Origin of the sequence: Bacillus sp. GbtcB14 (genome assembly GCF_019091205.1) — a bacterium.
GTDB classification, from domain to species: Bacteria; Bacillota; Bacilli; order Bacillales; family Bacillaceae_G; genus Bacillus_A; species Bacillus_A cereus_AG.
Window position 1 is genome coordinate 1 of sequence record NZ_JAGXJT010000015.1, and the last position, 21,936, is coordinate 21,936.

Here is a 21,936-nt window from a genome sequence, read left to right on the forward strand (position 1 = left end):
CCGTTGTTGTCATCAAATTGATAACCCTCCCATTTCGTGTTTATACACTTATAGGGAAACGTGTCGCACAAATAGCGTTTTTGTTGAATTTTTATTGAGTTTTCGTTGACCTTTTGTTGATTTTTTCTTCACATTTAAAAGAAACAAACATACGATATTGTATGTAGTCTCTCCGCTCATAGAGATCTACCTTTCGTATCGAAGAGCATGCTCATATGTGTGCTCTTTTTGATTGCATATAAAAACCTCACATACAATAATCATGATTCATTATTAATCATTTTCTATATACTCCTTAGTCAAAGAGCGCCTTTCTCCCACGGCGCTCTTTTTTCTTTCATGACAGGCTCCATTATTCCAAGTAAGGCATACAATATTAAAAATTCACTCGTGAAAATCTGATTACGATTTTCGAATTTTTTATATCTCATGAGACATTTACCTACCTTACCAAGAGTGCATATAATAATGCGCTCTTTTTATTTGTTACTCAATAACGCTTTTATGAAATTTCATTGCCTAATTCCTCACTAGTCCGTTTCACCTTGTTCGACATCTACATTTACTATTAATAATACGTTTTTATTAGAGGTGAAATATGATGAATGAGTTCTTATCTTCCGTTGCTCTCAATCCTAGTTTAATCGGTCCGACTTTACCACCTATCCCACCATTCACACTACCGACTGGATCTACTGGTTTCACTGGACCAACGGGTGCAGTGGGTGCTACCGGTCCAACTGAGGTTCCATCTAGTACGATTTTTGTTGCAAATCGAAACTCAAATAATGTATCTGTTATTAATACCAACACTAACTCTGTCATTGCTACCATTCCTGTTGGTTTATATCCTTTTGGAATTGATGTCCTAATTGATTAAAATTATTTATAAGCAAAATAGAATACCAAACTAATAGAATGACATTTAATCGCTTATACAGCACCCCTAAAATCTTTATTTCAATACAATAACTTTACAATAAAACTAAAAAAGAACACCTTAAGTCGGTGCTCTCCTTACAAATATCAACTATGTAATTGAACATATAGATAACATGAATCCTCCAATTGAAATTGCTCCTAGTAAACCTAATACAAATCCTGTTAAACAAATACAATCCGCAAGACAAATGGAAGACTGCGATAATGGAACAAATGACCTACTTGTACTCGATCCATATTGTTTTATTTTCTCATAATTCATATCTAACATGAAATGTAGACATGTTACACCATCCTCAATAGTATGTAGAGATTCTTTTTCTACTCGCTCCAATAATTTATTATTAAACACAACTGGAAGAGGATACTGCTTATCTATTTTCATATTTTGATAAATGAATTGTAAACGAGATAATAGATTATTTTTCTTTTTTTCAGATGTTACAGTACATTTCATGTTATTAAGTTCATTTAATAACATTGTCAATTCATCTCTTTTTCCGTATAAATCCTTAGCTATTTTTCTCTTTAGTTTGTACGAATGGATAATAGATTTAAATTCAATCATTTTAATACACTTCCTAATTAAATATTATTTACCCAATATTCTATAGATAATCAGTATTTTTTAATCTTATTTAAAATACACTCAAGCACCTTAATTTACTATCGATTAACATTACATTAACCTTACACAGTTGTAATAATTTGATGAGCTACACACTAACTAAAAGAAATCAATCCTTAAATTAGACAGACATTTGATGGTAAAACCATAAGAAAAAAGCAATGATTAGATTTTAAATCTAATCATTGCTTTATCTATCTCATCTTGATTTACACCTATATATCTAATAGTTACTCTTTCACTTGAATGATTGAATATATCCATTAGCGATGGCTATATTCTTTGTCGCCATATACCTATATAAAGCTAATGTTTTTTAATTGATAAATGTAATCAATATTCATATGTTACAATGGTACCAGTAGTATCAGAAGTACCATTAAAACAATTAGAGCAACCACCACAGCCACCACAACCGCCACAACCAAAACAACCAAAGCAACCAACACAACGGAATCCTCCACAACGGAATCCTCCACAACGACCTCCACCACAACCGCCACAACGACCACAACCGCCACAGCCGCCACAGCGACGAACTGCATCTTCAATATAGTAATATGGATATTGGTTTTGCTGGTCCCAATACACAATATTTCCAGACCGGTAATCATTAAGGCTTAACGCTTGTAGTTCTTGTTGAAACTGATTCATTTTCATAACCTCCGTTTATAAAATATAACCTCATCAATGCTTCCCTATATTTCTGTTCGTTATATCTAAGTAGAAATAGCGCTATAAACTAAGTTCAATGCATACACCAACAAAGTATGACTTATCACTAGATGATGCACCTTGTTCATATACCTATTTTTAGGTTATTTTTTCCTTGGGCTCATTTTTATAAATTGAAAAAAGACGCACTTAGATTAATGCGTCTTTTTTCGATACTTCTTTTGTGAAATCATATATATAAGTATTATTCATACCTGCGAATAGCAATACCTCTTCACTTTATCCTATTACATTTTTCACTGCAGTATTCACTGGCCACTTTTCTAATGTATAAGCCATTTCCCAAAATGAATATTCATATTGACTGCTAATAATAAAATGTTGTTTCATTCGATTTCGGTCTGCCTCTGTTACTTTTTCAGCTATTGCATCTAATCGTGTAATTTGCTCTTCAACTAATGTGCGGAACCAATCAGATCCATAAGCAGAAATCCATTCGTTATAAATCGGCTCTTCTGGTTGACACCCTTTTAAACGCTCACCAATTTCATAATACAACCAATAACAAGGTAAAATTGCTGCAATGATATCGCCTAAATGTCCTTCATACGCAGCACGATACATATGTGAAGTATATGCGTATGCAGTTGGAGCAGGGATAAAATTATCTTTTTCTTCTTGTGTAATCCCTAGTTTCTTCGCAAAATTCTCATGTAAGGATAATTCCGCTTCATATGTATTTTGAGCATGGTGTGCCATACGAGCTGTCGTTTCTAATTCCAGTGCTTTTGCAGCTCCTAAAGTTTGTACTCTAGCAAAGTGACTCAAATAATAAGAATCTTGAAGCACATAATAACGAAAACTCGCTAAATCTAACGTTCCTTCACCAAGTTTTTTTACAAAAGGATGATTAAAACTAGCTTCCCAAATTGAATCTACTTCTTTACGTAATGATTGTGAAAAAGTCATTTAAATCCCTCCAATTATGTATAAAATTTAAGTATCTACCCACAATTATTAAATCTATAAAACAAAAAACTTTCTTTACAGGCGTAAAGAAAGTGAAATTGACAGTATTTATTCATAAAATAGCAATGTCTTTCCACTTCCCTACGCTAGCATTAACCAGATCAGGTACTAAGAGTCTCAAATTTTCATTTGATCTCAGCCTATAATAGGCCCCCCTAGTGGATAAATATTTAATTTTCGTATTGTATTCATCATAACATACTTCATGTTACTGTCAAAAGTATTCATGCTACCGCTACTTAAAATCCTTCTTCTTTTCTTACTCTAAATGAAGTTTCAATAATCATATCTAATAGTTTGCTATAACTAATTCCCGCTGCTTCTGCACTTTTTGGCAATAAACTTGATTGTGTCATCCCTGGTAATGTATTAATTTCCATTACATATGGAATTCCGTCCTTCACCATCATATCAACTCTTGCATAAACACTACATTTTAATGCTTTATAACAAGCAAGTGACGCTTTATTTACACGTTCATTAATTTCTGCTGGAAGTTCGATAACTTCCTCAACTGTACTAGTATCATCATATTTTGCATTGTAGTCAAAGAACTCGGCTGCATGTCGAATTGAAACTATAGGTAACTGTTTTCCATCCAGAATAGAACATGTAATTTCATCACCTTTTATATACTTCTCAATTACTACTTCCGAATCCCATTCGAATACAGTTTCTAGCATTGAGAACAATTCATTTTTATTGTAAACGATTTTCACCCCGACACTCGATCCGCCAGAGTTTGGCTTTACCACTAATGGAAATCCTAACTTATCTAACTCATCAAGCTTTAGATCCTCCATTTTTGTAAGTTCAATCCAATCTGGTGTTTCTACACCTTCATAACGTAAAATCTTTTTCGAAATATTTTTATCCATACATATACTGCTAGATAACATATTACTTCCGCTATAAGGAATCCCTAAACTCTCCAGTGTTCCTTGAACTGTCCCATCTTCTCCGTATTTTCCGTGTAATGCGAGCAACGCAAAGTCAATGTCTTTCGCTTTTTCAATTAAATCCATTTTTTCATTTAATGTAATTGGGACTATTTCATACTTATTTTTATCTAAATGAGCAATCATTTCATTCCCTGTCATAATTGAAACTTGTTTTTCAGACGATACCCCGCCCATAATAACACCAATTTTCATTTTCTCAACTCCAAATTTCATTTTTTAATGTATCACCAATGATTTTAATTCCTCGAACTATTTCTTCTTCTTTCAAGCGTGAAAATCCTAATCGGAAAGTGTTCGCTCCTTCTCCATCAGAGTAAAACACATCTCCAGGTGAAAACGTAACGCCTTTCTCATAACACTTTTGTAAAAGTGTGCGGGCATTCATATGCTCTTCTAGCTCTATAAATAAATGAAGTCCACCATCTCCAGTCATTCTTTTGAAAGGAATGTACTGATTACACGCGCCGACAGCTAACTCATATTTTTTCTTATAAACAGATCTTGCCTTTTTTAAATATTTTTCAAAATATCCTTCATGTAAATATTGAAATAGAACAGCTTGATCTAATGTAGATGTGTGAATCGTTCTTGCTCTTTTTACACTTTCTAAATAATGAATCAGCTCTTTATCCGCAATAATCCAACCTACACGTAAACCAGGGAAAAGTACCTTTGAAAAGCTACTAATATAAATCACATTATTTCCAGCTCCAGCAAAAGTTAATAAGGGAGCTAAATGTGAACCTGAATAACGTAATTCTTCATTAAATCCGTCCTCTATAATAGGAACCTTATATTTCGAGAATAACCTCATCAATTCTGTTCTTTTCTCTGAACTCGTAACAATACCGGTAGGATTATGATAAGAAGGAATTAAATACGCAAAATCAAACTCTTTTTCACGTAAGCTTTTTTCAGCTTCATTCGTATTAATACCATCCTCATCCATATCAATCCCATGAACATCAAGTCCATGTAAGCGGAACAGCTTTAGTGCAGCGTGGTGAGTTGGATTCTCACAAATGACACGCCCGGATTTTTTTGATAAAGAAGAGAGTACAATATCCAATCCTTCTGTAAATCCATTTGTAATTAGAATATCTTTATTAGAAGTGTCTACACCTTTCATTTCCATGTAATGAAGTAAATAATTCATTAACGGTCTATATCCCTTTGCGTATCCGTAGTTTAATACGACATCCCCTTCAATGGACATACGAGTAAGAAAAGCTCTTTTGAAATTTTCAACATCAAATAGCTTCTCATCCGGGGCTATACTATTAAAAACAATCATTCCTTTTTCCCAGCGAACACCATGTTTCATTAAATCTAATTCATCCGCTAATAAGGTAATCGTATCAAGTTTATTTTTCCAATCTATTTCAACAGACGAAGTGTTCGATATATCGACCTTCGCAACAAAATTACCTTTTCCTTTAACTGCATAAATGAGTCCTTCTTGCTCTAAATCCGCATAAGCAGCGAGTACAGTATTTCTGCTCACACTTAGTAAATCACTTAGTTCCCTCGTTGATGGAATTTTTTGATTTCCAAGCAAATGCCCTTTCATGATCATCTTTTTTAAATAATCTTTCAATTGAATATAAACAGGACGATCTTTAACAACTTTAAAATCCTTAAACAATTCCTTACCCCCTGCAATTATTTTTGCATATTTATTTCATTCTCAAAAGGTCCACTACATATGTATTTTTTATAAAGGGCGGTACGGTCTTACAAATCTTTTCGATATAAGTTAATTACATCTTTTAAAGCTGCAGCTGCTGCGCCTCTTGGATTAGAAGCCCCGCCAATTGTAGTAACTTGTCCCATCGTATCTGTAAAGAACGTAATTCCTTTTTCGGTCCCATTTACTTTTGCTAACGGATGATCTTTTTCTATTTCGCGCGGTTCAACATTTAAATTCACATTGCCACCTTCATCCTTATATATTGATGCTATTAATTTAATAATTTTATGTTGTTCCTTAGCATTTCGTATTTGCTGTTTTGTAACGTGCTCGATTCCTTTTATATGTATATCAGTAAGTGTTTTCTCTGTTTCCATTAAGCTGTTTGTCAAAAGTAACAATTTACACGCACTATCTGAACCACTTACATCTAATATAGGGTCTGTCTCAGCAATTCCTTTACTTTGTGCTTCTTTCAGTGCTTCTTCAAACGTAATATCTTCCTCATTCATTTTCGAAAGAATATAATTTGTAGTCCCGTTTAATATTCCTTCTATTTTTTCAATATGGCAACCAGCTAAACTAAATTGACCAATATCAAGTGTCGGTAATGCCGCAGCAGTTGCACCGCTATATCGAATTCGTACATTTGCCTGCTTTGCTGCTTCATTTATTTCTTTCCAGTTTGTAACAAGTGCGCCTTTTGAAATTGCAACTATATCCATTTGTTTCTCAATCGCTTGTTTCATATATTGTTTCCCTGGATTTCCATCTTTAAGATTGGTAACAGTTGATTCTACTAATACAGTACCATTTATCCCATTTGTTGCACGTTCCTTCGGATGATACTCTAAATATTTTTCAATTGCAGCGGTACCGCCACCATACATCAATAAATGGTGAATAGATAAGCCATCTTCATTATGTATTGCAATATTTCTCCCTAATACGCCACTTACAACTAAATGAATCCCATATGTTTTATATATATATGAATATTTTTCGTTTAATAATTTTATAAATTCTCTGCCTACTGTTCCATATCCTGATAATACAACTTGAATTTTCATAATATCCCCCCATATTTTTCTACCATATCCCTCTTTCAATATAATATAAAGCGCCCTCGAATTCCATCGAGAGCGCTTTATTATTACCTATTTCGGTAATCTTGATATCTTTTCTGCAATTGTTCTATAAAACTCTTGAATGCTAGAAAAACCTAACGTGTCTGAAACACTAAGTCCTACCATATCAAGATGGTCCCAATTTGCTTTCGTTTCTATATGATTCCATTTTCCAATCTGTAAGGACTCATTACTATTTACAGCAGTATTAGAAGAGGGTGCAATCATAGAATTTGTATTTACTACACCGTCATTTTGCCACCAAGAAGTATCAACTAATGGACGATTTTCTTCATATCTTGCATAGGAACCTAAGAAAAATGCATTACCCATTAACACTTTATTCATCGTTATATGAGGCAGATGTAAACCTGTTATAGGTGCCGCTTGTGATGCATGTCCACTATAAGATAAGTAATAAACATCTGATTGCGTCTTTACCCAATTATTGAGCTCCTTTGCACCATCTGTACTTAAATCCCATTGACTTATATCTTTTGTATTTTTCCAAAGTGAACTATTTAGGATGCGATCAGTATATTGGAAAAAAGACTCTCCAGTATTCTTCTTTATACCCCATTGATCCAATTTAAAATCATATAACGATAAATTATTGTTTCCTCCAAAACTTGCAGCTGTAATGAGTAAATCTTTAACGAACGGCAGTAGAAGACTACCATCAGCAAGTGTTGTCCCATTGTGAGGAGTTGCTAATGTTGTAACACTATGAACGTATGATTTCTCGCCCTCAAATAGTGGTGATATTTTGGTGTTCGGGTAATTTTTCACATGGTTTTTTTCTTCAAAACTGCCTTCTTTTAATAGCTGTACTAATGTTCTAATCGTTTGTCCACCCATGCTATGCCCAACTAAATGTACTTTATTTGTTTCATTCCAATTCGGCGTGAAACCACTATAAGTTCTGCCAAAACGATTATGTCCATGTTTCTCAGCATGTGCAGCACCGTAGTCTACTGTACCGCCGTTAATTTGCGCATATAATTCACATGCACGATCCCAGTTGCTAGAAACAGGTCCAACAGCTGCGGTATGTACCGTATAACCATTGCGTTTCAAATCTTCCTGTATATCATGAACACCACCCCAATATTTAACCCCTAACATTTCTTCTCTACCCCACCCAGCAAATCCATTCACTAATATGATAGGGTAATTATTTTGTTGCCTCTCTTCAGCGTAAATTGTTTTTGCTGTGAATAAAAACACAGTCCCTATTGCAAATAAACATATTTTTAATAATAATTTCCCCATGATTCCTCCCCCTAATAAAACGTTTACATTTTTCTATAAAAAAGAAAAACACAATTAGTTTATAACTTAAACATAATGTAAAGTATTTTATATACATTGTATATATAGAAAACATACACAAATGTTGATAAATATTAATTCAAGTTAACAATTACTTTTTACAATACAACTTGTAAATCTGATTATTTGAATTTATAATTAGTTATAGTTTCCTCATGATATAAGGATTTAAAAATCATAAGAAAAATAATTTCAATGCTTAAAAAGGAGGGAAAAGCATGCAAATCGGATCAAACATTCATACATTATCTCAACCTACTAAAATAGCTCCATCTAATCTTGAGCATAATACTATCTCTTCTACTAAACTTGAAGGTAAGAAAGCAAATGATCCTATCAAATTCGATATTCGTTCATCTGAAAAAGACATGAAACAGCCTGAGCATAAATTTAACGAATTAGATTTATGGAAGATGTTAAAGGATAAAGGTGTTCCTTTATGGATCATCCTTGAAATGCTACAAAAAGTACGTAAAGAAAAGGAAGCTCAAAATAATTCAATTCAACATTCAAATGCTATTGAAGAAACGAATGAGACTCATTTAAATGAAGTAATGTAATAAACGGGCCTATAAACTAAAAAGAGTTCAAGGTTGATAAAGTTTCTATCAACCTCGAACTCTTTTTTAAGATTTTTCTTCAATTGTTACAAACTGAAAAGATACTTCTCCTTCCAAACCTTTAATTAGCTTTTTTGCTTTAACATTTTCATTAACTAATGTATTATCTGTCGACATTTTAGGTTTTTCATCACCTAAATACTTTTTCAGATGTAGAAGTTGCATATTCGTTTCATTTGCTTTTATTTCCTTATACAAACTATTTCTTGTTACCATTACATACCATTGAGTTGGATATTTCCGCGTATTACCTATCCAAGCGTCACTATCATATTTAACAGGAATCTCTTTTCCTTCTAATTCAATACTTTTCAAATTCTTTTCGTCTTCTTGTGCAAACAGTAACGAACCCTCTTTCGGGAATTGCGGTAACTTATTTATAGATATATAATTGGAGCCATTATCTCGTTTGCGAAAAACTTTTGCTTTAATTAATGCTTGTGCGGTAGATTCATTTAAAATTAATACTTGGCCATTTCTAATTTTACCTTTTTTCACAGAAAACACTTCATTTTCTTTTGTAATTTCTTGATAACGATTAATAATTGGCGAAGTTTTATTCTCATCCCCAATGATTAATAAACCGTTTGCAGGAAATGGATTTTCCTTTTTAGTGCATGCACTAAAACTTATTAAAGGTACTATCGTTAACATAAAAATAGTTAAAGTTCTTCTCATCGCGTTTCCTTTCATCATACAGTTCATTTTTTTACGTACTTTTGTGTAGTCTTACAAGCTACTATACTCTATTGCTCCATAACCTTATACAGCTTTTGCAGATAACGCCAACGGGTTATAAAGAAATATAAAACTTGTATACATATAAATGAAATTAAAATCATGATAGAACTATTTAAAATTGAAAAGTCTACTAATTGTTGTAATGCCATATAAGCAACTACAGTATGAATTACTGCAACAATAATTGGTAAGAAGAACATTAATACTAACTGTCTCGTTACAACTTTTTTTAATTCTCGTTTACTTAATCCCATTTTCGAAATCATTTTATATTGCTGCTGATCACGGTCCAAATCTGTATATAATCGGAAATAAATGAAACTAGCAGCAAATGTAAAGAAGACGATTCCGACTAGAACACATGCCATAAGTAATAGCCCATTCGTTTGCTTTGCACTTAACAAGTCTATAGTTAAAGCTCGAAATTGGAAATTACCTTCTCTCATATCTTTCTCGAATGTACTAATTAATTCGTTTGAAATTTTCTTCGTTTTCATCCAATCGTCTACAACAAATCCGTAAGTACGAAATGGACTATCTTGATTAACTGGATCACTAGTAAAAGGTATTCCATCATATACCTGATCTTGAACAGCGATATAAATAGTTCTAGAATCATGTGGTAAAACTAAATTTTCTACAGCTTTTTTCACATGAAATGTCTTTGTCCAGTCACCTTGAATGACTTCTATATTCTTTTTATACTCGCCATTTTTAAATTCTTGTTTTTGTGCTACGACTCCAGGAATTAATAAAATTTCATCTTCTTTTTCGATTGTTTCTTGTTGATAACCTAGTGCTTTAGCAAGATCGTTATATTCACTTAACTTCATTACTTGTACGCCACTTTCTGTGTAAATATCTGAAAATGAAGCCATTCGATACGGAATATTAGCATCAGAAAGGTGTTTTTTTATAATAGAAAGATTTTTATTTAATACTTTGTCGTTTTCAAAACTTCCATACAAAAAGGTATACGGATTTGTCATCCTTACCAAATCCCTATTTCCAATTGCAGCTGTTGTACCAATCGCTGTAAATGCAACTGCTGAAACAATAGATACTATAAAAAACATCGTTGCATTATCTTTCATACGGTAAATTAATTCAGAAAATGTTAATATATTTGTTCTCTTTAAAAAGAAAGATTCACTCTTTTTCGCAAGATGCAATATATAAACGCTACACTGTGTATATAAAAAGTACGTTCCTATAATTACTAGAATCACACCTATTCCAAGCGTAATAAAATTGGAACTTGGGATGAAACGAAATACTGAAAAATATCCATATCCTATACTAATTAAAGAAAATAGTGATAATAAAATTGAAGATTTCGGTTCAGGTTTTGGCTTTTCCTCCGCTTGAATAAGTTCCACAAGTTCTGTTACTTTTACCATTTTAAATGTAAAAAGTGAAACGATTAAAAACAAGAAAAGGAATGTGATAACTGTTAAAAATACAGCCTGCACTGGTATATAAAAAGGTAAACCATTATTAATCATTAATACACTTGCGCTTATCAATAAGACTAGTTTAGAAAATATGAGTCCAATGAAAATCCCTATACAAATTGAACCAAGTCCAATTAACATATTTTCAATTAACAATAACTTCTTAAGTTGTCTCATTGACATACCTTGCATCATTAATATGCCAAATTCTTTCTTACGCGTCTTTAAAAATGAACTGACTGAATATAGAATGAAGAAAAATGAAAATACAAAAATCAAGCCTTGCGAAACTGAAAATCCCAATGTACCGTATGCACTTATTGTTGCACTTGTCGATTTTAATTCCCCTTGTAAATCAGGGTGAAATAATAAAAGAGCATACGTGAAGAAAATCATAATAGAAAATGCACTACTCAAAAAATGAGCTGCATATGTACGCTTATTACGAAAAATATTATTACATGCGAACTGACGAAAAGTCATGCCTTTTCCCTCCTAACAAAGAAAGGACATCCATAATTTTTTGATAAAACGCTTGCCTGCTTTCGCCACAATAAATTTCATTATATAGTTGACCATCTTTAATAAAAATTACTCTGCTGCAAAAGCTCGCTGCATACGGATCATGTGTCACTAACATCATCGTTGCTTTTTCTTCTTTATTAAGCGTATCGAGCATCTCCATTACATCATTTGAAGATTTAGAATCCAAGTTCCCTGTTGGCTCATCCGCAAGTAATAATTGCGGCTTATGAACAATCGCACGAGCGATTGCTGTTCGCTGAGCTTGCCCTCCAGATATTTCAAATGTTCGTTTATTTAATATATCTGTAATACTTAATTTCTCTGCAATCTCTTCCACTCGTTTGTTCATTTCTTGCACAGAAACACCATCTAATGTCATAGGCAATACGATATTTTCTTTTACAGTAAGTGTGCTAAGAAGATTAAATGATTGGAAAACAAACCCTAGCTTTTTCCTGCGGAATAACGCTAATTCTTCTGATGATAATTGAAAAGGATTTGTACCATTAATTATAATTTCTCCCGATGATGGAGAATCAATAGTAGATACCATATTCAATAACGTTGTTTTCCCGCTACCTGATGGACCCATAATTCCTACAAATTCACCTTCTTGAATTGATAAATCAATATCTAATAATGCTTTATAAGGTACTTTCCCTTTATATACTTTACTAATACTTTTTGCCTGTAAAATTTCCATTTCTATTCTCCCTTCATTTCCACTGCTCACTATAGAGTGTAAATGAATTGTCTTACAGCTCATATTGATTCATCTTTCATTTATCTTACACGCTTGTAAGATTTCTAAAAAAACTGATAACAAACCTATTCTCAATCTATAAACAAAGCATATCTATCTTATAATATTTGCATATTGGTTTAAATTACAATGCTATTTTCTAATCTTTATTTTATTAATAACAAAAGACCGATTTTTTTATCGGTCTTTTTACTTTCAAATATTATATTTTTAACTATTGCATTATTTGAAGCATATTTGAGTTACCCATTAAATACTATTTCACTTGATAATACCCTCTGCAAAAAAATGAGTTCTTCGGTTTCATTGCAATCAAAAACGAATTGTAAATATCTGAGGCGGAAATGAATGTGTTTATCCAACATATAAATAATAAAATTGATTTAATATTTCCTGATACAAAGAAAGACATCATGGCAGGAACTACCGATAATGCAATAACAGGCAAGCTCATAAAGACCCAAAATCTAATTTTGGATAAGGTTGCATTTGTATTTAGCCAAAAGAATATCCCACTAAATGTTAAGCTAATATCCCCTTTTTTACTTATTACTAAAATGTGTAGACATTCGTGAATGATGAAGACTAGTATACCTATTATGATAAGATAGAATATATTAATATGAGTGAAACTTGTTTCAAAAAAATAAGGTATCATAAAAATGATAATCTGAAATAAATATACAAACTTCATATAATGTTTTTGGTACCAATCATTCTGTATAAACGGCGTCCATTCTGAATAATCCATACCTATTTGTGGTAAGTGACGAAACCAAATAATAATATGTGTTCCCCTCCCTCATTTAAACTAATTCCTGGCTTAAAGATTTAATTTACTAGCAATCAACCGTAAGTTTTATATGCAGCTCTTTAATAGACTTAGCGGCATTTTTTGTTGATTAAGACCAAATTCTTCTTTATATCACCCCATTTTTCCCCTTCCATTCTTCTAATTGAGCTTAAAGTAATTCGTTTGTAGGATGATTTGAGTAAGAAATTTGTATTATCATTGATACACGAATTCGACAAAATATTCCAATTCCCTTTTCATAAATGATTTTTTAAACTGGTTATCACATGTACAGCTTGATCTCCCTATTTTGTTGAACAGCAATTTCATCAAGAAGTCCTTACAATTGTACCCTTCATATGTTAACAGGTATAAAATGAATGTAAAAAAGCTTAGAGTTTTAGCTCTAAGCTTTTTAATGGTTTCGTTTTAATTCCTTTTACAGAGAAATATTTTCTATCCATTCAGATTTACTCAATAAATAATGATTATATAGTTGATTTTCTATCTTCTGTTCACTCAAATAAGTAAACCCGCATTTTTTAATGACTTTATTTGATGGTACATTGTTAATTAAAGCGATTGCGTTGAGGACATTTAAATTTGTTTCTTTAAACAAATAGTCAATTAAGCCTTTAGTCGCTTTTGTAGCATAGCCATGATTTTGATGTTCATTTGAGATAGCATACATAATTTCTCTATTCGGTGCAGGGAGTTCATCTTTCATACCAGTACAGCACCATCCAACAAATTCATTTGTGGTTTTCTTAAATATTCCTAGCCTCAATATGTGATCATCTGTGTTAGTCGTAGTTCTCACTGCATCAAGAAATGCTTTGTTTTCTGGTATTTCATCATTTGTAACCCAATTAACTCGTTGTTCTTTCGTTGATTTCCAGTCGGGTAAAAACTTTTCTATTTCTGGTTGATTTGCTATTTTATAAATACTTTCTGCATCTTTGACCGTAAACTCTTGTAGGTATATATCACCACAATCTATTTTAAATAACTTAGTCAAACTCTCTTTTCCCATATTAATCCCCCTTATTTACGTTAAAGCGCCTTGATCTGCTTCGTAAGCTCCATAAACCGTTCGTCCAGTTCTTTATATTCTTTGTCTTTAGAAGTTAAAAAGCTTAATTTACCTAATACTTCTTGTCTCTCTGTTTCTAGCGTTAAACGTAGCTCTTCAATTTCATCTCTTGTTTTCGTAGGTTCTTCGAGCTGCTTTTGTATCGTATTGTTTACAAACACAAGTTTTGCGTTAGTTGTTTTCTCTAGAAAATATCGATCGTGGGAAACGATAACGAGTGTTCCGTTGTACTCAGCTAATGTATTTTCAAGTTGTTCACGTGAAGGAAGATCAAGGTGATTCGTTGGTTCGTCTAAAATAAGTACATCTTTTTCATCCAAAATATAAGCCATTAGCTTACATTTTACTCGTTCACCCATACTCATATGCTGAATCGGCTCTTTCCATTGAGAAGCTTGGAACCCTAAATGTTTCATTAAATTTTGGACTTTTCCTCTTCCTTCAAATGTCTCTTTATAAAATAAATCTTCTGGTGTTTTATCAAGTGGTAAATCAAATACTTCTTGTGTTAAATAACCGATGTTTGCAGATGGTGAAATCCATACTTCCCCTGCAGCAGTTTCGTTTCCCATTATCATCTTCAGTAAAGTTGTTTTCCCGCTACCGTTTGGTCCAATAATCGCAATCTTCTCACCGTGCTGAATTGTAAAATTAACGTTTTCAAATAATATTCGTCTATTAAATTCTTTCCGCAATTGTTTTACTTCTAAGAAACGTTTTCCTACTTTTTTACTCGCTTGAATAGAAAATTCAACTGAATAATCCTCTTTCACACGTTCTACTTTCGTTTTCTCCAGCTCTTTTTCAAGACGCTTTCGTTTCGATTTAACTTGCGCGTCCATTCGCTTCGCCTTTACACGATAAAATTCTTTAACTCCTTCTTGTTTTGTAGACTGCGCATGTGCCTTTTGTGACCATGAACTTAATTCTTTTATATGAGTTTCTACTTGTTCAATCTTCTTTTGTTGTTTTTCATATTCACGCTGCTGCGTCATTCTTTTCTGCTCACGTGCTTTCATATAACTTGTATAATTCCCGCTATGGTCAATTAATTTCTTATCCTCAATTGACCATATTCTTGTTGCGACAACATCTAAAAAATATCGATCATGCGATACGACGATAACTGTACCTTTCATATTTTTAATTTGTTTAATGAGAAATTCCGTACTCATCTCATCTAAATGATTTGTCGGTTCGTCTAATATTAAAACATTAGGATTTTCGGCAAATCCTTTTGCTAATCGAACTTTTAGCTTTTCACCACCACTTAAAGTTAGAAAATCGTTCGTTGGCACGCCCCATTTTGCAAGAAGCTCTGCTTCTTTTGCAATCATATCCTTACTAACAAAAGATTCTTTTTCTTGTTCAACATATGCTGTTGTCATATTCATTTGCATCCATTCAACAGTACCTTTTGATGGTTCAATCTTCCCATTTATTAATTGAAGTAACGTTGATTTACCAGCCCCGTTTTTACCAATTAATCCGATAATATCCCCTTGTCTTACTGTCACATTCATTTTCTCTAACAAAGTATTTTCCTTTATTTCAACATAAACATCATTTAATTTTAATAGTTCTTTCATAATACCGATCCCTTTCATTAAGGGAGAATAAAAAAATCCTCCCAAATAAATTTGGCAGGATTAGTCGTTACATCATTTATACCCAAATAAGCTATTGGGCAACATAAATAGCAATACCGTTGTTTGGAATTGGGCAGACTAATCCTATTTTTTAGAAATTGAAATTTATTTCATTTCAACATTTAAAAATAAGATTAGTTAATCATCGTCCACCCATCATTCCTTTCCGTCGTTAATAACCATATTGTACCATGATAGTACTGTATGAGTAAATGCAATTATATGTGCTATTATAATGATTGCTTTCTTCTAGGTCTATTTATCATTTCTTAACTTCATATGAAACAAGCATACATTACACTTGTTGTACTACTCCTTTAGATTTCCCTAATAATAAACTTCTACGCACTACCTCTTATATAATTTTTATATAAATTTATGATTAATTTTATATTATACATACTACATTTCAGTTCTTATAATAAAGGTATCATTTTTAAGGAGGGATTCTACAATGGAATTTAGCAAACTCGGAAACAGTGGATTAACAGTAAGTAAGATTGCATACGGAAACTGGATAAACCATGGTGGAAAAGTAAATGAAGATACTGCAAATGATTGTGTGAAAGCCGCACTAGATGTCGGTATTACAACATTCGATACTGCTGATGTTTATTCGGACACTATTGCCGAGGAAGTACTTGGTCGCTCTTTGAAAGGAATACGCCGAGAAAGTATAGAACTTTGTACAAAAGTATGCCATCCGACCGGACCTGGAAAAAATGATCGAGGTTTATCACGAAAACATATTATAGAAAATTGTAATGCATCGTTACAACGGCTACATACAGACTACATTGATGTCTATTATGCACATCGATTCGATACAACAACTCCTCTTGAAGAAACAATGTTAGCTTTCTCAGATCTTGTAAGACAAGGTAAAGTCCTTTATTTAGGTATAAGTGAATGGACATCGGAGCAAATCACACGCGGTGCAGCACTTGCCCGAGAATTGAACATTCCTCTTATTGCTAGCCAACCTCAATATTCGATGTTGTGGCGAGTGATCGAAACAGACATAATACCTACATGTCAACGTGAAGGACTTGGTCAAGTGGTTTGGTCTCCCCTCGCACAAGGTATTCTCACTGGAAAATATCAACCAGGTAAACCAATCCCTGCTCAATCACGTGCTAACTCGGATGCTGGAAAACCGTTTTTTGACAAACTGGTGCAACGTTGGATGAGTGATGATGTACTTACTGCTATCCAGAAACTTAACCCTATTGCACAAGAAATTAACCTTACCCTATCTCAACTCGCAATTGCTTGGGTGTTACAAAATCCAGCTGTTTCTTCTGCAATTATTGGTGCTTCAAATCCGGAACAAATAAGAGAAAACGTAGTTGCTACTAGTGTTAAATTGCAACCTGAAATTATGAATCAGATTGATAGTGTATTAACAGGTTTCGCTGAGTATGATCCTAGCAAAACAGGTTGAACCATGAGTAAGTTTTACCTATAAATAAACACCTCTTGCCAACTTCCCACAGCCCATCCTATAAAGATGGGCCTTTAAGTTGTGAAGTCTTATAAATCTCTCTAACAACTGCTAAGAAGTTCTCGAGAACGACAGACTTTTCATCTTGTCTCCATCCAGCGTATAAGTTTATCTCCGGTGTATGTTCCTGAATGTCTTTATACATGACACCCGATTTTTTATAACTTTCCACCGATGATGGAACGACAGAAATCCCCATTCCTGCTGCGACTAAATTAACAATCGTCTGCATTTGAATTGCTTCTTGAACAATATTTAAACTTACTCCATGTTCCCAAAAGTAACTAATAATTAAATCATAAAAGTTAGTACCGAAATGACGAGGAAATAAAACAAATGGTTCATCTACTAGTTCTTTAATAGAAATATTAGGTAACGAAACTAATGGGTGGTCTTCATATAAAACCAATTTTAAACGTTCTTTAGAACAAACTTCGGAAAACAATATTTCATTATTCTGCTTAGAACGAATAAATCCAATATGAATTTGTTTTTCATAAAGTGCTTTTATTTGCTGGTCTGTTGTCATCTCGCGTAATATAAGCTGAATGTTAGGAAACCGTTCTCGAAATGTTTTTAATATGTTTATAACCGTTTCTGTAGAATCGACAAAACCGATGATTAAATGCCCGATTTTTCCTTCCTCTACAAGCTGAGTTTCTTTAATCGTTCTTTCTACTTGAAGTAATGTTTGCCTAGCACCTTCTAAAAATATTTTCCCAGCATCGGTAAGCTCAACCATTCTCTTTGTTCGATGAAAAAGTTGGACCCCTAATTCATCTTCTAATTTACGAATTTCTTGGCTTAAAGGCGGTTGTGCCATCATAAGACGTTCTGCTGCACGGCTAAAGTTTAATTCTTCTGCCACCGTTATGAAATATTTCATTTTTCGAATATCTATTCTGATTCACTCCTTCCATTAACCGGTAATAAAAAACTCTCTTTTATCTTTAACGGTATCGCTTAGTTTTTCTTATGTAAATAATCTTTCATTCTGGAAATGTATGAAAGATACAGAATAAGGCTAAAAAACTTATTTCCAAAGTTCTTTAGCCTTGATTACTTTTTACACATTAAAAAATTTAATTCGTACAACGGTACCTTTACCAACTTCTGAATGGATTTCCACACTATGTCCTAATTGTTTCGTAATTTCATATACAAGATAGAGCCCCATACCAGTTGATTCTTTAAAATCTCTACCATTTTCTCCTGTGAAGAAAGGTTTAAACACTCTTGGTAAATCTTGCTTCGGTATCCCTACGCCATTATCGGCGATTTCAAGTATAACGTTATTACCTTCCTTACAAGCTTGCACTTTAATCTTTTCTCTACTACCTGATGAATATTTAATTGCATTCGATAGTATTTGTCCAATTAAAAATTGTAACCATTTCGCATCACTTTCTACAGTAATACCTTTATCAATTTCAAGCTGTGGATATACAAAATTCCGGATAAAGAAGCGTTTATGTTCATGCACGGAATCATTTACTATTTTATGTAGTTGTACTCTTTCCACATAAAAATCTTGTGTAAATGCTTCTAAACGCGCGACATACAGAGCCATCTCTAGCCCCTTTTTCAACCTATCTGTTTCCTCATTTATACTTTCAAAACGTGGATCAACTTCATCCTGTGTAATTAATTCTATTACAGATAAAGGTGTTTTCATTTGATGTATCCATTGATTCATAAAAGTTAAATGATCATTATTTTTTCTCTCTTGTATTTGGAGCTGATTTTGATAATGCCGATATTGTACCTCAAGCAAGTCTTGAAGCGCAGTAGATACAACTGCAAAATCTGATTTTTGAACAGAATCATCCAAAGAGTGCAACGGATTTGCTAACCTTTCATAGAAAGTGCGATGTGTGAAGTAACGAAATACTAAATAACTTACCATAAAGAAGGCACCTAAAAACATTGCATATAATGCTGTTGAAATATGATTATGTCCATCAAACCAATATACAAGAAATATGGCTAGTAGTTGGATGGCTGTAAAACAAATAAGTGGTATATGATCACGAATAAACAATCTTATCATTTTTCCATACCAGTATCCCAAGTAATATGTAGTCTATAACCGACACTACGAATCGTTTCAATTGCATCTTCTATCTGTAACGTTTTTAACTTTTTACGCACACGAGTTGTATTTACACTTAAAGTATTATCATCAACATAAGATTCACTATCCCATAATTTATTTAATAACACTTCTCTACTCACAACACGTGGATAATTTTTCATTAACATTTCTAATAAAATAGCTTCATTTCTCGTTATATCAATCTCTTGATTCTTAAGCTTCAACACAAGCCTTTCCGGATATAAACAAAGACCTTGTTGCTCAACCATCCGTTCTTCTACTTTCGGTGCATAATCTCCGTAAGCACGTCTTAAATGACTACGAATTTTAGCCATTACAACCTCGTAATGGAAGGGCTTTGAAATAAAATCATCGCCGCCGTTTTCTAGCGCCATAACTTGATCCATTGTGCCTTCACGAGCCGATATAAATAATATCGGACATGTAGAAACTCCGCGAATTTGACGACACCAATAGTACCCATCAAAACTCGGTAAATTAATATCTAATAAAACTAACTCTGGCTGTTCGTCTAAAAAAATGTCTAGAACATTTTGAAAATCCGTTACAATAATTCCTTCATAACCGTATTTCGCAACATGTGTTGATAATAGTTCTGCAATTTTCATATCATCTTCTACAATCATAATTTTAACCATTGATTAACTCCTTTTTCGATCCACAATCTTATATAAAATAAATACTACCTTTTTTTACTTAATCCGTAAATTAAAAAAGGATACTTTTATACAACAGCATCCTTCTTCTAGTATTTTTATTTAATATGAAATTTACTCAAAGTAAATCCCAGTTTCTCCACATAATTCATACCTAATTCCATCCGAGCAGTCTTCAGAGGATCCACAACTTGGCATACTTTTAAATTGCCTGCAGCTGATAATAAAAGTGTTGCATCCGCTTTAGACATTTCTAATTCTTCATGTAAAAATGTCACCATATTACGTACAGCGCGATTCGCTGCAGCATCTAACAACTTCTCTGAAGCAATCGTCATTACTTTTTCTTTTTGGATAGCCATTGGTAGTGGCCATTTCTTTCCTTTTAAAATTTGAACTGTTACTGTTACCTCACCAGCAACCTCTACGCCACTAACACCAATCTCACCATCACCCATCGCTGCGTGTAAATCACCTAATGCTAATAGAGCACCAGGAACATTTACAGGTAATAATAATATTGTCCCTTCTTTTATCTCTTTACAATCCATATTCCCACCGTGATCATGCGGTGTGCCACATGAAATGCTTTCTTCTTTCGGCGCAGTACCAATAACACCAATCATTGGATTAATCGGAATTTGTAGTTCATTTGAAAACAAAACCTGTTCATTATGTATTGGGACAATTTTCACTGTGTTTTCGTTTAGCTCTTCACCCATTACGCCAAGATTCGCCCCTGTAGTTAAAACACCTTGCTCTGCAATTTTAATTTTTTCAATCGTTACGACTAAAATATCACCAGGTTCTGCACCTTTAATAAAAACAGGTCCAGTTGCTGGATTAATGCGGTTCCAGTCTAATTCTTGAAACGCAACATCTTCAGAGTCAATTTGATTTTCAAAGCAATCATATGTTTCAAATACAACACGACTCCCTACTTCTACTTCCATGCAAGGCTGATTATCTGGTGACATTGCGTAAATGATATGTTCTTTATGAATACAATACATGTTATCTCTCCCTTTTTATATTACTCTACAATTATTAATTAGCTTTTTGCATAAAAGCTCCTTTTAATATTTATTGATATTTACCTATAGAAAAGCACCTAGCTTATTTTCATACATACACTCTTTACTATAACAGGTAAAGAAAGGTGGTAGCACTATGCCCCTTATTCCATATAACGAAAGCGATGTGGATTTGCTAGCTCGTTTAATTCGTGCTGAAGCTGAAGGAGAAGGTCGACAAGGTGAACAACTTGTTGGCTGCGTAGTAGTAAATCGTGTATTTTGTGATTGCTTAGACTTTAAACAACTTCGATCTGTGCGTGATGCAGTATATCAAAGTCCAGGTGGATTTGAAGCAGTGCAATACGGATATTTTTATCAGCGTGCTCGCGAATCAGAAAAAGATATCGCAAGAAAAGTTTTACAAGGTGAATGGCGCTGGCCAGCACGATGGGCTCTTTGGTATTTCCGTCCAGTTGGAGCTTGTCCGCCTGAATGGTATAACCAGCCATTTGTAGGACAATTTAAAAGTCACTGTTTTTATGAACCTAGTGGTGATGAATGTCCGAAAATGTATTCACGGTAGCAAAATTTGAAACGCAAGTACTTAGACCTTTAAGTACT

Annotated in this window: 21 protein-coding genes, 1 pseudogene and 1 riboswitch; of the genes and pseudogenes, 4 read left to right on the forward strand and 18 right to left on the reverse strand. The window is 33.3% G+C overall.

What is annotated here, in order from left to right; translation table 11 throughout:
• Positions 1–601 precede the first annotated feature (601 nt).
• On the forward strand, positions 602–880 hold the full coding sequence (locus KVT31_RS26170; protein WP_088096479.1) for a YncE family protein: 279 nt from the start codon (positions 602–604) through the stop codon (positions 878–880).
• A 150-nt stretch (positions 881–1,030) separates the two neighbouring features.
• Here KVT31_RS26170 and KVT31_RS26175 read toward each other — a convergent pair whose 3' ends face one another.
• The 8 genes and pseudogenes from KVT31_RS26175 to KVT31_RS26210 form a co-directional block, all read right to left on the reverse strand.
• Complete coding sequence (locus KVT31_RS26175) at positions 1,031–1,510, reverse strand: homoserine dehydrogenase (RefSeq protein WP_170930139.1); 480 nt, start codon at positions 1,508–1,510, stop codon at positions 1,031–1,033.
• 225 nt (positions 1,511–1,735) lie between these two features.
• Positions 1,736–1,865, reverse strand: a pseudogene (locus KVT31_RS26180) (site-specific integrase); the annotation flags it as partial.
• 38 nt (positions 1,866–1,903) lie between these two features.
• Positions 1,904–2,224 carry a heterocycloanthracin/sonorensin family bacteriocin gene (locus tag KVT31_RS26185; protein ID WP_140392465.1) on the reverse strand — a complete coding sequence of 107 codons (321 nt, stop codon included), beginning with the start codon at positions 2,222–2,224 and terminating at the stop codon, positions 1,904–1,906.
• Between the two features lie 300 nt (positions 2,225–2,524).
• On the reverse strand, positions 2,525–3,214 hold the full coding sequence (tenA, locus tag KVT31_RS26190) for a thiaminase II (RefSeq protein WP_088096469.1): 690 nt from the start codon (positions 3,212–3,214) through the stop codon (positions 2,525–2,527).
• A gap of 121 nt (positions 3,215–3,335) precedes the next feature.
• Positions 3,336–3,441: riboswitch (TPP riboswitch) on the reverse strand.
• A 72-nt stretch (positions 3,442–3,513) separates the two neighbouring features.
• Positions 3,514–4,428 carry a D-alanine--D-alanine ligase gene (locus KVT31_RS26195; protein ID WP_088096478.1) on the reverse strand — a complete coding sequence of 305 codons (915 nt, stop codon included), beginning with the start codon at positions 4,426–4,428 and terminating at the stop codon, positions 3,514–3,516.
• A 4-nt stretch (positions 4,429–4,432) separates the two neighbouring features.
• Entirely contained in the window at positions 4,433–5,881 is a 1,449-nt protein-coding gene (pdxR, locus tag KVT31_RS26200; RefSeq protein WP_088096468.1) for a MocR-like pyridoxine biosynthesis transcription factor PdxR, read from the reverse strand.
• Between the two features lie 89 nt (positions 5,882–5,970).
• Complete coding sequence (locus KVT31_RS26205; protein ID WP_088096467.1) at positions 5,971–6,996, reverse strand: homoserine dehydrogenase; 1,026 nt, start codon at positions 6,994–6,996, stop codon at positions 5,971–5,973.
• An 87-nt stretch (positions 6,997–7,083) separates the two neighbouring features.
• Entirely contained in the window at positions 7,084–8,325 is a 1,242-nt protein-coding gene (locus KVT31_RS26210) for an esterase/lipase family protein (protein ID WP_088096466.1), read from the reverse strand.
• A gap of 278 nt (positions 8,326–8,603) precedes the next feature.
• Between KVT31_RS26210 and KVT31_RS26215 the strand changes: the two genes are divergently transcribed.
• Positions 8,604–8,945 carry a DUF3914 domain-containing protein gene (locus KVT31_RS26215; RefSeq protein ID WP_088096465.1) on the forward strand — a complete coding sequence of 114 codons (342 nt, stop codon included), beginning with the start codon at positions 8,604–8,606 and terminating at the stop codon, positions 8,943–8,945.
• Between the two features lie 66 nt (positions 8,946–9,011).
• Here the strand turns inward: KVT31_RS26215 and KVT31_RS26220 are convergent, their stop codons facing one another.
• The 6 genes from KVT31_RS26220 to abc-f all read right to left on the reverse strand — a co-directional run bounded on the left by KVT31_RS26220 (position 9,012) and on the right by abc-f (position 15,963).
• A complete protein-coding gene (locus tag KVT31_RS26220; RefSeq protein WP_088096477.1) occupies positions 9,012–9,683 on the reverse strand; it encodes a lipoprotein BA_5634 family protein in 672 nt (223 codons plus the stop codon).
• 68 nt (positions 9,684–9,751) lie between these two features.
• Complete coding sequence (locus KVT31_RS26225; protein ID WP_088096464.1) at positions 9,752–11,683, reverse strand: ABC transporter permease; 1,932 nt, start codon at positions 11,681–11,683, stop codon at positions 9,752–9,754.
• Positions 11,658–12,428, reverse strand: a complete 771-nt coding sequence (locus KVT31_RS26230) for an ABC transporter ATP-binding protein (RefSeq protein WP_088096463.1) — start codon at positions 12,426–12,428, stop codon at positions 11,658–11,660. Before KVT31_RS26230 ends, KVT31_RS26225 begins: the two co-directional genes overlap by 26 nt.
• Before the next feature lie 316 nt (positions 12,429–12,744).
• Positions 12,745–13,239: a DUF3267 domain-containing protein gene (locus KVT31_RS26235; RefSeq protein ID WP_088096462.1), complete on the reverse strand. Its 495-nt coding sequence runs from the start codon at positions 13,237–13,239 to the stop codon at positions 12,745–12,747.
• Positions 13,240–13,720: 481 nt separating this feature from the next.
• Entirely contained in the window at positions 13,721–14,314 is a 594-nt protein-coding gene (locus KVT31_RS26240; protein WP_088096461.1) for a GNAT family N-acetyltransferase, read from the reverse strand.
• A 20-nt stretch (positions 14,315–14,334) separates the two neighbouring features.
• Positions 14,335–15,963, reverse strand: a complete 1,629-nt coding sequence (abc-f, locus tag KVT31_RS26245; protein ID WP_088096476.1) for a ribosomal protection-like ABC-F family protein — start codon at positions 15,961–15,963, stop codon at positions 14,335–14,337.
• 514 nt (positions 15,964–16,477) lie between these two features.
• On the opposite strand from abc-f, the gene KVT31_RS26250 reads away from it, so the two are divergent.
• Positions 16,478–17,467 (forward strand): aldo/keto reductase family protein, encoded by a 990-nt coding sequence (locus tag KVT31_RS26250; protein ID WP_088096460.1) that lies wholly within the window; start codon positions 16,478–16,480, stop codon positions 17,465–17,467.
• A 58-nt stretch (positions 17,468–17,525) separates the two neighbouring features.
• On the opposite strand, the gene KVT31_RS26255 is transcribed toward KVT31_RS26250, so the two are convergent.
• From KVT31_RS26255 to KVT31_RS26270, 4 genes are all read right to left on the reverse strand, one after another.
• Positions 17,526–18,428: a LysR family transcriptional regulator gene (locus KVT31_RS26255; RefSeq protein WP_088096459.1), complete on the reverse strand. Its 903-nt coding sequence runs from the start codon at positions 18,426–18,428 to the stop codon at positions 17,526–17,528.
• 165 nt (positions 18,429–18,593) lie between these two features.
• Positions 18,594–19,577 carry a sensor histidine kinase gene (locus KVT31_RS26260; RefSeq protein ID WP_098342408.1) on the reverse strand — a complete coding sequence of 328 codons (984 nt, stop codon included), beginning with the start codon at positions 19,575–19,577 and terminating at the stop codon, positions 18,594–18,596.
• On the reverse strand, positions 19,574–20,281 hold the full coding sequence (locus KVT31_RS26265) for a response regulator transcription factor (RefSeq protein ID WP_088096457.1): 708 nt from the start codon (positions 20,279–20,281) through the stop codon (positions 19,574–19,576). The genes KVT31_RS26260 and KVT31_RS26265 overlap by 4 nt, the downstream gene beginning before the upstream one ends.
• Positions 20,282–20,397: 116 nt before the next feature.
• Positions 20,398–21,312 carry an acetamidase/formamidase family protein gene (locus KVT31_RS26270; RefSeq protein ID WP_088096456.1) on the reverse strand — a complete coding sequence of 305 codons (915 nt, stop codon included), beginning with the start codon at positions 21,310–21,312 and terminating at the stop codon, positions 20,398–20,400.
• A 157-nt stretch (positions 21,313–21,469) separates the two neighbouring features.
• Between KVT31_RS26270 and KVT31_RS26275 the strand changes: the two genes are divergently transcribed.
• Positions 21,470–21,898: a cell wall hydrolase gene (locus tag KVT31_RS26275; protein WP_088096455.1), complete on the forward strand. Its 429-nt coding sequence runs from the start codon at positions 21,470–21,472 to the stop codon at positions 21,896–21,898.
• The last annotated feature ends 38 nt before the right edge of the window (positions 21,899–21,936 follow it).

Bases quoted from the DNA above. Each gene is read 5' to 3' on its own strand.
- KVT31_RS26170 (WP_088096479.1), top strand. From the start codon at position 602: ATGAATGAGTTCTTATCTTCCGTTGCTCTCAATCCTAGTTTAATCGGT.
- KVT31_RS26175 (WP_170930139.1), bottom strand. From the start codon at position 1,510: ATGATTGAATTTAAATCTATTATCCATTCGTACAAACTAAAGAGAAAA.
- KVT31_RS26185 (WP_140392465.1), bottom strand. From the start codon at position 2,224: ATGAATCAGTTTCAACAAGAACTACAAGCGTTAAGCCTTAATGATTAC.
- tenA (WP_088096469.1), bottom strand. From the start codon at position 3,214: ATGACTTTTTCACAATCATTACGTAAAGAAGTAGATTCAATTTGGGAA.
- KVT31_RS26195 (WP_088096478.1), bottom strand. From the start codon at position 4,428: ATGAAAATTGGTGTTATTATGGGCGGGGTATCGTCTGAAAAACAAGTT.
- KVT31_RS26205 (WP_088096467.1), bottom strand. From the start codon at position 6,996: ATGAAAATTCAAGTTGTATTATCAGGATATGGAACAGTAGGCAGAGAA.
- KVT31_RS26210 (WP_088096466.1), bottom strand. From the start codon at position 8,325: ATGGGGAAATTATTATTAAAAATATGTTTATTTGCAATAGGGACTGTG.
- KVT31_RS26215 (WP_088096465.1), top strand. From the start codon at position 8,604: ATGCAAATCGGATCAAACATTCATACATTATCTCAACCTACTAAAATA.
- KVT31_RS26220 (WP_088096477.1), bottom strand. From the start codon at position 9,683: ATGAGAAGAACTTTAACTATTTTTATGTTAACGATAGTACCTTTAATA.
- KVT31_RS26225 (WP_088096464.1), bottom strand. From the start codon at position 11,683: ATGACTTTTCGTCAGTTCGCATGTAATAATATTTTTCGTAATAAGCGT.
- KVT31_RS26230 (WP_088096463.1), bottom strand. From the start codon at position 12,428: ATGGAAATTTTACAGGCAAAAAGTATTAGTAAAGTATATAAAGGGAAA.
- KVT31_RS26235 (WP_088096462.1), bottom strand. From the start codon at position 13,239: ATGGATTATTCAGAATGGACGCCGTTTATACAGAATGATTGGTACCAA.
- KVT31_RS26240 (WP_088096461.1), bottom strand. From the start codon at position 14,314: ATGGGAAAAGAGAGTTTGACTAAGTTATTTAAAATAGATTGTGGTGAT.
- abc-f (WP_088096476.1), bottom strand. From the start codon at position 15,963: ATGAAAGAACTATTAAAATTAAATGATGTTTATGTTGAAATAAAGGAA.
- KVT31_RS26250 (WP_088096460.1), top strand. From the start codon at position 16,478: ATGGAATTTAGCAAACTCGGAAACAGTGGATTAACAGTAAGTAAGATT.
- KVT31_RS26260 (WP_098342408.1), bottom strand. From the start codon at position 19,577: ATGATAAGATTGTTTATTCGTGATCATATACCACTTATTTGTTTTACA.
- KVT31_RS26265 (WP_088096457.1), bottom strand. From the start codon at position 20,281: ATGGTTAAAATTATGATTGTAGAAGATGATATGAAAATTGCAGAACTA.
- KVT31_RS26270 (WP_088096456.1), bottom strand. From the start codon at position 21,312: ATGTATTGTATTCATAAAGAACATATCATTTACGCAATGTCACCAGAT.
- KVT31_RS26275 (WP_088096455.1), top strand. From the start codon at position 21,470: ATGCCCCTTATTCCATATAACGAAAGCGATGTGGATTTGCTAGCTCGT.